The organism is Virgibacillus profundi (assembly GCF_002287375.1).
GTDB classification, from domain to species: domain Bacteria; phylum Bacillota; class Bacilli; order Bacillales; family Amphibacillaceae; genus Virgibacillus_K; species Virgibacillus_K profundi.
Genome location: NZ_NPOA01000009.1, coordinates 76,448 through 88,319 on the forward strand (window position 1 = coordinate 76,448; position 11,872 = coordinate 88,319).

Consider the following 11,872-nt stretch of genomic DNA (forward strand, 5'->3'; position numbering starts at 1 on the left):
ATGTAAACTAGGGATTATACAATTATAAAAGGGGATTAGAGGATGGAAAGAATATCTTGGGACCAATATTTTATGGCGCAAAGTCATTTACTGGCATTGAGAAGTACTTGCACGAGACTTATGGTTGGTGCAACAATCGTACGTGACAAACGAATTATAGCAGGTGGCTATAATGGGAGTGTTTCAGGCAGTGTTCATTGTATTGATGAAGGGTGTTATGTAATTGATGGGCATTGTGTCCGTACAGTTCACGCAGAAGCAAATGCTTTACTGCAGTGTGCCAAATTTGGAGTGCCGACAGAAAATGCTGACATTTATGTTACACATTTTCCCTGCCTGCAGTGCTGTAAGCAGCTTATACAAAGTGGGATAAATACAGTATATTATGCAGAGGATTATAAAAATCATGAATATGCTGTTCAATTATTTGAAGAAGCAGGTGTGAATACAAAGAAAGTGGAATTGAATTATTTAGCTATTGACGAGAATTATCAAGAAAAAACAGATTTTGTGAAAAATCTGCTGGATAAAATGGAATCAGTTTCAACTGATGAAAAGGAACTTGCCTTATTGAAAAATGAAGCAGAAGGGCTATTTAAAATAAAATAAATAGGTGAATGATACAGTGAAAGGATATTGGCATTTTACTGCAATTTCAGTAGCAATTGGATTTTTAAGCCTCTATTTTAATAGCTATTGGGCACTGGGTTCTTTGCTTATATGGTTATTTTATTTATATTACAGTGAACGGTTAGGGAAAGTAACTATCATACTATCCTTAGCCTTTACCCTCTTTTTTATTACTTATATTCCCATCATTGATGATGAAGCCGTTGAAAATTATCCACCGGAAGCTAACCAGCTGACCGGAAGAATTATTGGAAATATAAACGCCACAAGTGAAAAGATAGACTTCATACTACACGATAATTCTTCAGAAACCAAACTGCTTGTCTTTTACTTTCCTGATAAAGAAGAATATAACCCCATAGAAAATCATCCTGATATAAAACATGGTGCAACATGTGTCATTCATGGAAAAATAGAACTTCCCGATCGCAGTAGAAACCCCGGTCAATTTGATTATCGAAATTATTTATTAACAAAAGGAATTACCCACCAGATAATTGTTGACTCACTGGCAGAAGTCCAATGTGAGGGATCTTCATTTTTAAATAGAATTTTTATGACAAGAAAGTTTTTGCTGAAACATGTAGAGAAAAATGTTAGTAAGGAGACTGCTGCCTGGTTAAGTGCTTTGGTTCTCGGAAATGATTCTCTCTTAAATGAGGAGACCGTTGAATTATTTCAGAGATGGAGCTTATCACATATATTGGCAATTTCAGGCTTACATGTTGGTTTGGTAGTTGCTTTTATTTACTTTTTGCTTATAAAACTAAATTTATTTACAAAAGAAAAAGCTGAATGGATAATGATCTTATTTCTTCCGGTCTATGCACTAATTGCGGGAGGAGAACCATCTGTTTGGCGGGCAAGTACAATGGTATTAATTTTTATACTTTTAAGCAAAAGCAAATTAAACTTTAGTGGAACGGATATTTTAAGTATTGTATTCATCCTATTAATCTTTTTTGATAAATATATTGTATATCATGTCGGGTTCCAGTTATCTTTTATTGTTACGTTTGGAATAATTCTGTCAAAAAAGTGGATTTTTACATCAAGTTCTTCACTTCTCCAGGTTTTAAAAATCAGCTTTGTTGCGCAAATGATGATTTTGCCACTACAATTAGCTTATTTTTCTACGTTCCAGCCACTATCTATCCTATTGAATGTGATTATTGTTCCATATTTTTCATTTATTGTTATCCCGCTTATGTTTTTGTTATTGATTTTCTCTCCATTTTCTGTAGTAACATCAGTTTTTGATGCTGTGTTTATACAAGTCCATCAACAAGTTCTTTACTTTGTTGAATGGATTGACAGGGTACTCAATTTTCCTTGGATTATTGGTCCATTACCAGTCTTGCTTGCTCTATTGTATTATTTTTTGTTCTTTATATTTATGAACAAACTTCAAAAGGAACAATTAAAACAGGCCTTTAAATATGGTTTTGGAATAACTGTGTTAATCATGTGTTTTGCAATCCGCCCATACTTATCTCCAGTTGGGACTATAACCATGCTCGATATCGGGCAGGGAGATGCTTTTGTAATGGAACTGCCATATCGTAAAGCCGTAATATTTATTGATGCAGGGGCAAGGTTTACCTTTGAGGATATGGAGCCAACTGATAATGTGTACAAGCAGGTTATTAAACCATATCTCTATTCAAGAGGGATCAGTCATGTTGATGCATTGTTTTTAACACATGAGGATATTGATCATGTTGGCAGTGTATCTTATATGATAGAGGAATTGAACATTGAGAAAATAGTAACGAGTAATATCTATGAGCTGTCAGATGAAACGAAACTATTCTGGAAAAAGAATGATATAGAATTACTGCAAGTGGAAAGAAACGATAATTTAATGATTGGAGATCAATCTATTCATGTATTGGCACCATATAAAAATAACGGCTCTGCAAATGAAAATTCACTTGTACTACACACGAATTTAGGAGGAAAAGACTGGTTGTTTACTGGTGATATAGGAGTAGATGAAGAAAAGGAAATACTGAGGACGTATCCGAATTTAACTGTAGATATCCTCAAAGTTGCTCATCATGGAAGCAATACTTCTACTGACAGGAAATTTGTAAATCAACTTAAACCAGCCTATGGATTAATTTCGGTGGGAGAAACAAATTCATATGGTCATCCGAACCCTGTAGTGATTGAAACACTTCAATCAGGGGAGGTGCATGTATTGCGAACGGATTTGGATGGTGCGGTACAATTTCGATTTAAGAATGGTGATGGATCATTTTATAAATTTTTGCCGTAAGGTGGTGGTAGTTTAGTTTTTTACTTTTTATTTTGAGTTGGTTTAGAGAATAATGCTGTTAGTTGAGAGATAACTGCTTAAAGTTGAGACACAGCAGGTGATAGTTGAGAGATAAACCTAATTAGTTGTCTTATCTCTCAACTTTCTACCTAGTTCTCTCAACTTCCAGCTACATCTCTCAACCCAAGATCCCATGTCAGTCAACTTGAGCTAATTTAAGAGCTAAAAGTGATTGCGCAACACCTGACTACTAGATTACTAATTAATAAAGAATAATGGCACTGCTCATCTTAGCGGAAGAACCTTATTAAGGGGGATTCAGGACATCAGTAAGCTAAAAGGTGTAGACAGTGCCATTCGAATGGGAGTTGGAGATTTCAGAATAATTTATGAAGTCAACGAAAACTAACTGTACATATTTATTATAGACGCCGGTAGCAGAGGAGATATATACAAATAAACCTCATGTATATTATGTTTGAATAATACACATTTCCCCCCATAATAAAAAGAAAATATACTTATACGAGGAGAATGATTATGGAAAAAGTAGGAAGAAATGATCCTTGTCCATGTGGAAGTGGGAAAAAATATAAGAAATGCCATGGTGCATCAAATGTGGTTGAAATCAGTCCAGAACTGTATAATGCCGAATTAGAGCGTCTTCATTCCGGACTTTTCGCTTTTGCAATTGATGAATATCAGTTTGAAATGGAAAAAGTAACCGCTCAATATCTCCAGCCATCACTACAGAATGATGAGGAACGAATGAACTCCTATATGGCGGGATTAACTGCCTGGATTATCTTGTATGAACCAATCATGGATGGTGAAACGATATTTGACCTATTTTATAAAAAACAACAGAAAAAAATCAGACACGAAAGAGTAAGGAAAGCATTTGCAGCATGGTCAGTCCAGGCGCCTTCTGTTTATGAGATTCTTTCAATTACAAAAGAAAAGGCAATATGGTAATTGGGATAGTGATCCCATTTATACAGCAGCATGAATTTTTATTATCAATGATTGAAGTGTTTGATGTAAATGAAGAATTGATTCGGATGGTGGAAGACCTTGGTGATGATGAATTTATTCAGAAAAAGGAAGGAGGAGATAGAGTTGAATGGTCAAATGAAGAAAAACATGTTAAAGGTTCGAAAAATTAGACCAGAATTGGCATATGATCTCAGACATACTATTCTGCGTCCACACCAACCATTTGAAGCATGTATATACGATGCTGATCACGATCACGATGCATTTCATGTTGGCGCATTTTATCAGGATAAGCTGATAGGTATTGCATCCTTTTACCACGAAAATAATCCTGATTTTCCGTTTGAATTACAATATCGTTTAAGAGCGATGGCGACTATGAAGGAATATCGGAAGTTAGGTGCTGGAAGGACAGCGATAAACTTCGCTGAGAATGTCATAAAAGAACAGGGAGCAGTACTTTTATGGTGCAAAGGAAGAACTTCGGTACAAGAATATTATAAAAAATTAGGTTTCGAAACATATGGGGACGTTTTTGATTATCCGCCGATTGGCCCACATATCGTGATGTATAAAAAAATAAAATAAATAGTGGGTCACCATAACTATAGCTTTAAATTTTAAAAGAATTAAGAATCAAGGGAGAATCGGGTAAAACAGTGTGAGCGTGGCGCTGCCAAAGGTTGGCCTTAGGGGAGTTAGGATATCGGACATAACCATAACCTCCCTCACCCCTTATAATTCACCAAAGATTCCATGGATATTCGTTTGGTGGTTTTGATTGTAAATTTATTTCTTCTTTTGTCGTTGGATGCTCAAAAGCAAGCATGTTTGACCATAGCGCAATTTGTTGTCCTGGTTGATTGACTTCCATACCATACTTTTGATCACCATAAAGTGGAAAACCTCTGGAAGAAAGCTGGACACGTATCTGATGTGATCTACCGGTATGGAGGCGGATTGACAGCAGGCTTAAGCCTTTCTTACTTCCAATTACTTCATATTCTAATATTGCTTTCTTCGCATTTTTGTTATTTGGCTTAGCAGTATGAACGATATTGCGCTGACGATCCTTTACCAGATAATCTTCTAATTTATCGCTATTCTTCGATGGGTTGCCCCGTACAACGGCTAGGTATCTTTTTTTGATCGCATTTCTTCGGATAATATCTGAAAGCCGAGATGCTGCTTTTGATGTTTTCGCAAAAACCATAACACCTCCAACCGGCCGGTCCAATCGATGAACAAGTCCAAGATAAACATTGCCGGGTTTTTGATAGCGAATTTTCAAATCTTCTTTTAAGTAAGAGAGTAGATCCAGGTCATTCGTACGATCACCCTGAACGGGTACATTCACTGGCTTTTCTACAAAAAGCAAATGGTTGTCCTCATAAAGAATCGGAACATTCATATGTAAAAACTCCTTTCACAAATCTCGGATGGTTCTTCAATCCAGGGATTATGGGGTAATTCCCAACCTGGTCTCATGATACCTATCTTAGATAATCATAAATAAACATATTTTTCAACCGTAGCTATTACTAATTCACTTCAAACAATTTCTCTTTCTAGCATATCTTGATATTTTTGCTTAAACATTTTCTGCAGAAAAATGGAGTTGACTGCATGTCAATTGTTTTTTGTAGGCATAACGAAAAGGAACTATTTAGAAAAATGTAAAGTAATGAAAAAAAGAAGACGTGAGTGCTATTATCATGCTCACTTTTACAGCCATTTCTTTATAAATAGTCCAACGAAAATTCCAAACACTGCATGGCCAGCTGTCCAGTAGATCCATGCTGCCATATCACTATAAGCCGGTGGTGTCTCGGATAAGGCGCTTAGGAAAAATAAAATGGCACCACCAATTGTATAGATCACTACATAGAGACGTACTTTTTGCTCTAAAGAGAATAGCTTTAAAAAATAGTATAAAACAACGACACTGACGATACAGGTGACAAAATGAAATAGAAGTCCAGCTCCAGTAACAGAATCCCACTTTTTCAATAATGGAATATAATCCATATTATACAGTAAAATGGATGCTGTATTTCCTGTTATTAGCTGAACGATTTTTAAAGAAACTGCCAGTATAGCCCCTGCGGTAATGCCTGTCAGTAACAGTTTACCAAAACTCCTCATTTTCTCACCTGCTTTCATATATATTTTTGATTTTCCCTTTAGATTTTAAAATAAACTGGTTAAAGAAATGGGGCTATCAATGGCGAAAAAATTGAAGACTGGGAAGGTCCCTACTTTGTAAACCGATTGGCATAGCTGCTTGCAACAAATGCCTCTGGTTTAATTTTTGGCTCTAAACCCAATGATTCCATTCTCGAAACCATTTCCTTCACAAAAATATGGGTTTTATTTCTCTTGCCCGAACCGATATCGATATGACCTTCTATGGTAAAAGAAGCACCTTTATAAATATGTGGTAATACAATATCAATTAATAGATTTTTTCTTTCCTCTGTAAACATCGAAACAACCTCTTCCGTTAGAGTCGTTTCAAAAGATATACGTTCATGCAGGTTTGTCATCTTTCTGGGAATAATTACTCTCCTTATACAGGCCCAGGCACCTTTACTTTTTCGCTGGATTACAATTCCCGTGATAAATAATGTGTAATTGGTATGGATCTGAGAGTCTGTTCCAAACATCAAACAATAATTGCCGGTTTCATCCTTCATCATATATTGAGATATATGATGAAACACATCTTCAAAAGACATTTTTCTTTGACTTAGGTTCTGAAATGAAAAAGACAATCCATTATCAGTCGTCATGTAAAAACATATCCTTTCTAATTTTAGCGTAGCAGATTGAAATTATGTTTCTATACTATTCAAAAGTGGGTTGTCTCGGGACAGAAGGACTCAGAACATCGTCCCATATAAAAAGTCAGAGAAGAAATACAATCAATGTTCTTGCTAATTTTATGTCAGGATAAAATTTAGCTGAAATTAAAAAGAGACTGTGTCACCTCACAGTAGGGTGACACAGTCTCTTTTTTATACTTTTAATTATAATTTGGGTATTATTGACCAATTACGCTAATTGCAGCACCTATAGCAAAAATTAAGACAAAGAAAATGAGTGAGAAACTAAAGCCTTTAATAGAGTCAACTACGTCATTATTTTTTGCCTGCGGATCTTTTTCAAATTCGTTCACATTTACCCCTCCTATGTCATCATTAGTATAAATTAGATTCTAAAAAAAATCTACATATGTTTAAAATTTGTCACAGATATTATTCTTATCCATTTTTAGCAAGACTTAACATCAATACTTTTACGACCTCAGGTTAATCTATAAGTAACACAAATTTCGTTTAATGTATAGTTTCCGGAGCTATAACTTAAACGTTTATATAGATGCTGGAGGGAAATAATGCGTTAGTTTCCCTCCAATTTCCCTTGCTATTCCCGAACTTACGTTTTAATATTGGTATATAGAAGTGGTGGGGGGCTGGACGTGAGTTATTTAGAAGTATTGCAACAAGTTAAAAAAAAGCGAATTGCACCAGTATATTTTATTTATGGAACTGAAAGTTACTTTATACAAAATTTAAAGGATGAAATCACAAAAGAAGTACTAATGGATGATTACGATAATTTATCTGTTTATGATCTAAATGAGACTCCGATTCAGGAAGTTGTTACAGATGTTGAAACTTACCCTTTTTTTGGTGGGAAAAAGTTAATCATTGCTGATAATCCGGGTTTCCTGAAAGCCAAACCGGAAAAAGTGCCTTTTGAACATGATTTGGATTCCTTACAGCTTTATTTAGAATCACCTGTTGATTACGCTGTACTTGTTATAATTGCACCATATGAGAAAATTGATGAACGGAAAAAAATAAGTAAGCTGTTAAAAAAGAATGCTGTCGTTGCACTTTGTCATCCTATTAAAGATTACGAATTATCAAAGTGGATCAAAAACCTGGCAGATCAGTTAAACATTACAATAGCCGATGAAGCTTTTGAGATTTTCGAAACTGAACTCTCCACAAATCTAAAGCTTCTAGAAAACGAGCTAACAAAGATGGCTATGTATGCAGGTGAGAGCGGAGTAATTACAAAAGAGATTGCTGAGGATTTAATTGCACGTACATCAAATAGTTCATCATTACGACTTGTAGATGCAGTGATTGATCGTAACTTACATAGAGCGATTTCCATATACAAAGATCTCGAGAAAATGAAAGAAGAGCCGATAGCATTAATTGGTTTGCTTGCATTTCAATTTCGTACAATACTACGGGTAAAGATTTTAAAATTAAAGGGGTACACTCAGTCGCAAATGCAAAAACAGATTGGGGCACATCCCTATGTTATTAAGATAGCTCTAAATCGGGAAAAACAGTTTACAGTAAATAAATTGCAGGATATTATTGATAAATTAGCCAATGCTGATACAACGATGAAACAGGGCGGGATGGAAAAAGGATTAGCATTTGAATTATTATTATATGATTTAATACAGTAAAAAAGCGATTCCTTTAAGGGATCGCTTTTTTAGTGGCTTTTATTATTATGCACCAAGATTATTTACTTTTTTAGCAAGATGAGATTTTTGACGATCTCCATTGTTTTTGTGAATGATTCCTTTTTGAACAGCTTTGTCAATATGCTTCATAGTTGTTTGCAAAGCGGCTTTAGCATTTTCAGCGTCATTTGCTTCAACTAGTTTTTCAACACGTTTAATATGTGTACGCATATCTGATTTTTGAGACTGGTTGTTAGCGCGTTTATTATTATTTGTTTCTACACGTTTAATTGCAGATTTGATATTAGCCATTATTTCACCTCCTATATTAGTTAAAAAATGGTAAATAGAAATTGATTATCCTCATTTTAAGCAGGTGTTTTTGCCTGTTTGCACTTAGATAGTGGACAAGAGACATTTTACCAAAGGAACGACTTGTTTTCAATGATTTATTACTAAATAGCCGTTTTTGTATGTTTTTGGTTCATTTGTAAATTCTATTATTAAAGATCGTGTTCAAAAGGAGGATAAAAAGGACCGAGAAATTCGAGGCGGCGCAGCTTTGAGCACCGGAACGTATGCAATTAATACGTGAGGAGCGGAAAAGCAAGCCAACGAAGAAGTTCGATGTGTCATCTTTACCGGACTTTTTGAACATTCACTTAAAGATCGCATTACTAAGGATAGCCTGAAAGGATGATAAATAATGGAAGATATGGAAAAAGTGTATCAAGTTAGAACGGATTTAGCAATAGAGGCACGGGATATGTATGTAGAGACGGAAGAAAAAAAAGAAGAGAAAAAAGAAATAAAGGGTGTCACAATAAAAGAACGTAATGAAGATAATATAAAAATATCTTATGTGGATATCGATGAAGAAGGGGCAAAATTATTAGGAAAAAAAGTGGGTTCATACGTTACGATCTATGCTGATGGTGTAAAAAAACAGGATACCGCCAGACAGGAAGCGGCAGCCAAGATATTAGCGAAGGAATTAGAGCAGTTAATAGTTAAAAATAATGTTCCGACAGATGGAACAGGGTTAATTGTCGGGCTTGGAAATTGGAATGTTACTCCTGATGCGCTAGGGCCAATGGCTGCTGAGAAAGTTCTTGTTACGAGTCATCTATTTAAACTGGAACATGAATCAGTTTCTGAAGGATATCGCCCCGTAGCAGCTGTAACCCCTGGTGTAATGGGGGTAACAGGAATGGAAACAAGTGATATTATATTTGGTATCGTAGAAAAATTCCAGCCTGATTTCGTAATTGCAATTGATGCACTTGCCTCTAGATCAATTGAACGTATAAATGAAACCATACAACTATCTGATTCTGGAATCCACCCAGGTTCAGGTGTAGGAAACAAACGGAAGGAATTGAGTCAGGATACGCTAGGGGTGCCGGTAATGGCTATAGGAGTTCCAACCGTAGTCGATGCAGTAACCATTACCAGTGATACAATCGATTTTCTTTTAAAGCATTTTGGCCGTGAAATGAGCGAGAAGGATGATCCTTCCAAATCGTTGGCACCGGCTAGTTTATCATTTGGGGATAAAAATTTCTCGGAGGCTGATTTGCCGGATGAGGAAAAAAGAAATACATTTCTTGGAATAGTTGGAAATCTATCAGAGAACGAAAAAAGACAGTTAATTTCCGAAGTATTAACACCAATTGGCCATAATTTAATGGTAACACCAAAAGAAGTTGATGGATTCATGATAGACATGGCAAATGTCATCGCAAATGGAGTAAATGCTGCACTGCATGAAAACGTTGATGTAGATAATTTAGCATCCTACACAAGGTAGAGTCTTTTAAATCTCTACCAATTATTTTTTAAAAATAAGATTTTGTTCTAGTTCCTGAAGTTATGACATAGATTTTAACTAATAAGACATGACTTCAGGAAGGGTGGAACAATGCTGCTAAGGAATATGCAGGGAAAAAAGCGAATAGGGCCGTTCTATAAAAAAAGTGCGATTTATATTATTAGTATGATTATTTTATTTTTGTTGATTGGAATACTAACAACGATAAAACCTGCATATCGTTTTTCCTCGGATACGATTGCAGCGTGGACCAGTGATATAGACAGCTCTATATTTTTATATTTACTAGGCATGGAAAACAAAGCATTTGAATATGCTTATCCGGAAGATAATGCTTTACCGGATTTGTCCAATACCCTATTTCAAATAGCGACAAGTATAAAACCGAATGATCCCAGAAGTTTGTTAGGAAATGAATTACCTGGTTTTTCTATTTTTGACAGCCGTATTCTAATTGCTGGTGAAGGGACAAACTACACGAACCTGCCATTTGAATCTTCCCCGCCATTGGAAGAAGTTTTAAAGGAGAGAGAAGCAGTTGTAAAGGAAGAGCCTGACAAGGAGGAGACGGTCGGGGAGGAAAATCTGGAGATTGCACAAACGACTGGAGAACGGGATGTAGTTTTTATATACAATACACATAATCGGGAATCATTTTTGCCACATTTACCTGGTGTATCAGATCCTAATTCAGCACATCATAAGGAAGTTAATATAACCAATGTAAGTGATCGGCTTGAAAAATCCTTGGAGGCAAACGGGATTGGAACAAATGTTGATGACACAGATGTTATGAACATACTTAACGAAAAAGGCTGGCTTTTTGGGCAGGCATATAAAGCTTCAAGAGACGTGGTAAAAGAAGCATTTAACGCAAATAAAAATATTCAATTTGTATTTGATTTACATCGTGATTCGGTATCCAGAGAACATACAACAAAAGAAATTAATGGTGAATCCTATGCCAAAATTATGATTGTAGTAGGTCTTGAGCATCCAGAGCATGAAAAGAATTTGAAGTTAGCATCAGAATTACATGACTTGATGCAAGAAAAATATCCTGGTTTAAGCAGAGGTGTTTATCCTAAACAAGGTCCAGGAATGGATGGTGTCTATAATCAGGATTTGTCCGAAAATTCACTCGTGCTTGAATTTGGCGGGGTAGAAAACAACCTAGAAGAGCTGTATCGGTCAGCCGATGCTTTTGCAGATGTATTTAGCGAATTGTATTGGGATGCAGAGAAAGTAGATGCTAATCCATAGTGGGAGGTATGTGACATGGTTCGCTCTTTTATTGTTTTACTATTATTCGCCCTCTTTTTTTTAACCGGAATGCTGTATGGAATGGACAAGGAAAATAATACAGCGACAGATGATTCAGTAGAGACTATAGAGTCAGTCGATAGTGTGAAAAATGAAGAGAAACAAATAGAAATAGTCGAAGTAGATGGTGAGCCAGTACAGGCAGAAGAAGTTATAGTTAATTCGAATAAACCGGAATTAGATGATCAACCCATTCATATTACAGAAAAAACCGCTTCATTTTTAGAGGCAGGTGTAAAAGGGTTTTATGAAGTAGTTGTACAAATTCTCCATCAGATTTCACAATTATTTTTCTAAAAGGAATATGAAATTATAG

General features: G+C 35.6%; 14 protein-coding genes. 9 read left to right on the plus strand and 5 right to left on the minus strand.

All coding sequences use genetic code 11. From position 1 onward, the window contains the following. The first annotated feature begins 42 nt into the window (after positions 1–42). The 5 genes from CIL05_RS13560 to CIL05_RS13580 all read left to right on the plus strand — a co-directional run bounded on the left by CIL05_RS13560 (position 43) and on the right by CIL05_RS13580 (position 4,495). The gene (locus tag CIL05_RS13560) at positions 43–609 is read left to right on the plus strand and encodes a ComE operon protein 2 (RefSeq protein WP_095656089.1); all 567 of its coding nucleotides are present in this window, start codon (positions 43–45) and stop codon (positions 607–609) included. 16 nt (positions 610–625) lie between these two features. Next, positions 626–2,911, plus strand: coding sequence for a DNA internalization-related competence protein ComEC/Rec2 (locus CIL05_RS13565; protein WP_095656090.1), 2,286 nt, complete (start codon positions 626–628; stop codon positions 2,909–2,911). A gap of 540 nt (positions 2,912–3,451) precedes the next feature. After that, on the plus strand, positions 3,452–3,886 hold the full coding sequence (locus CIL05_RS13570; RefSeq protein WP_165769130.1) for a YecA family protein: 435 nt from the start codon (positions 3,452–3,454) through the stop codon (positions 3,884–3,886). Beyond that, positions 3,880–4,077 (plus strand): hypothetical protein, encoded by a 198-nt coding sequence (locus CIL05_RS13575; protein WP_095656092.1) that lies wholly within the window; start codon positions 3,880–3,882, stop codon positions 4,075–4,077. Before CIL05_RS13570 ends, CIL05_RS13575 begins: the two co-directional genes overlap by 7 nt. Continuing rightward, complete coding sequence (locus CIL05_RS13580) at positions 4,031–4,495, plus strand: GNAT family N-acetyltransferase (RefSeq protein WP_240510196.1); 465 nt, start codon at positions 4,031–4,033, stop codon at positions 4,493–4,495. The genes CIL05_RS13575 and CIL05_RS13580 overlap by 47 nt, the downstream gene beginning before the upstream one ends. A 154-nt stretch (positions 4,496–4,649) precedes the next feature. Here CIL05_RS13580 and CIL05_RS13585 read toward each other — a convergent pair whose 3' ends face one another. From CIL05_RS13585 to CIL05_RS13600, 4 genes are all read right to left on the minus strand, one after another. Continuing rightward, positions 4,650–5,318: an RluA family pseudouridine synthase gene (locus tag CIL05_RS13585; RefSeq protein WP_095656094.1), complete on the minus strand. Its 669-nt coding sequence runs from the start codon at positions 5,316–5,318 to the stop codon at positions 4,650–4,652. Between the two features lie 314 nt (positions 5,319–5,632). After that, complete coding sequence (locus CIL05_RS13590; protein WP_095656095.1) at positions 5,633–6,052, minus strand: hypothetical protein; 420 nt, start codon at positions 6,050–6,052, stop codon at positions 5,633–5,635. Between the two features lie 110 nt (positions 6,053–6,162). Beyond that, the gene (locus CIL05_RS13595) at positions 6,163–6,699 is read right to left on the minus strand and encodes a ribonuclease H-like YkuK family protein (protein ID WP_095656096.1); all 537 of its coding nucleotides are present in this window, start codon (positions 6,697–6,699) and stop codon (positions 6,163–6,165) included. Between the two features lie 251 nt (positions 6,700–6,950). Continuing rightward, positions 6,951–7,085 carry a YqzM family protein gene (locus CIL05_RS13600; protein WP_095656097.1) on the minus strand — a complete coding sequence of 45 codons (135 nt, stop codon included), beginning with the start codon at positions 7,083–7,085 and terminating at the stop codon, positions 6,951–6,953. A gap of 303 nt (positions 7,086–7,388) precedes the next feature. Between CIL05_RS13600 and holA the strand changes: the two genes are divergently transcribed. Continuing rightward, a complete protein-coding gene (gene holA / locus CIL05_RS13605; protein WP_095656098.1) occupies positions 7,389–8,402 on the plus strand; it encodes a DNA polymerase III subunit delta in 1,014 nt (337 codons plus the stop codon). A gap of 45 nt (positions 8,403–8,447) precedes the next feature. On the opposite strand, the gene rpsT is transcribed toward holA, so the two are convergent. Further along, a complete protein-coding gene (gene rpsT / locus CIL05_RS13610; protein ID WP_095656099.1) occupies positions 8,448–8,714 on the minus strand; it encodes a 30S ribosomal protein S20 in 267 nt (88 codons plus the stop codon). Positions 8,715–9,108: 394 nt separating this feature from the next. On the opposite strand from rpsT, the gene gpr reads away from it, so the two are divergent. From gpr to CIL05_RS13625, 3 genes are all read left to right on the plus strand, one after another. Beyond that, complete coding sequence (gene gpr / locus CIL05_RS13615) at positions 9,109–10,212, plus strand: GPR endopeptidase (protein WP_095656100.1); 1,104 nt, start codon at positions 9,109–9,111, stop codon at positions 10,210–10,212. Between the two features lie 111 nt (positions 10,213–10,323). After that, positions 10,324–11,496, plus strand: coding sequence for a stage II sporulation protein P (gene spoIIP, locus CIL05_RS13620; RefSeq protein WP_095656101.1), 1,173 nt, complete (start codon positions 10,324–10,326; stop codon positions 11,494–11,496). Between the two features lie 15 nt (positions 11,497–11,511). Next, the gene (locus CIL05_RS13625; RefSeq protein ID WP_095656102.1) at positions 11,512–11,853 is read left to right on the plus strand and encodes a hypothetical protein; all 342 of its coding nucleotides are present in this window, start codon (positions 11,512–11,514) and stop codon (positions 11,851–11,853) included. The last annotated feature ends 19 nt before the right edge of the window (positions 11,854–11,872 follow it).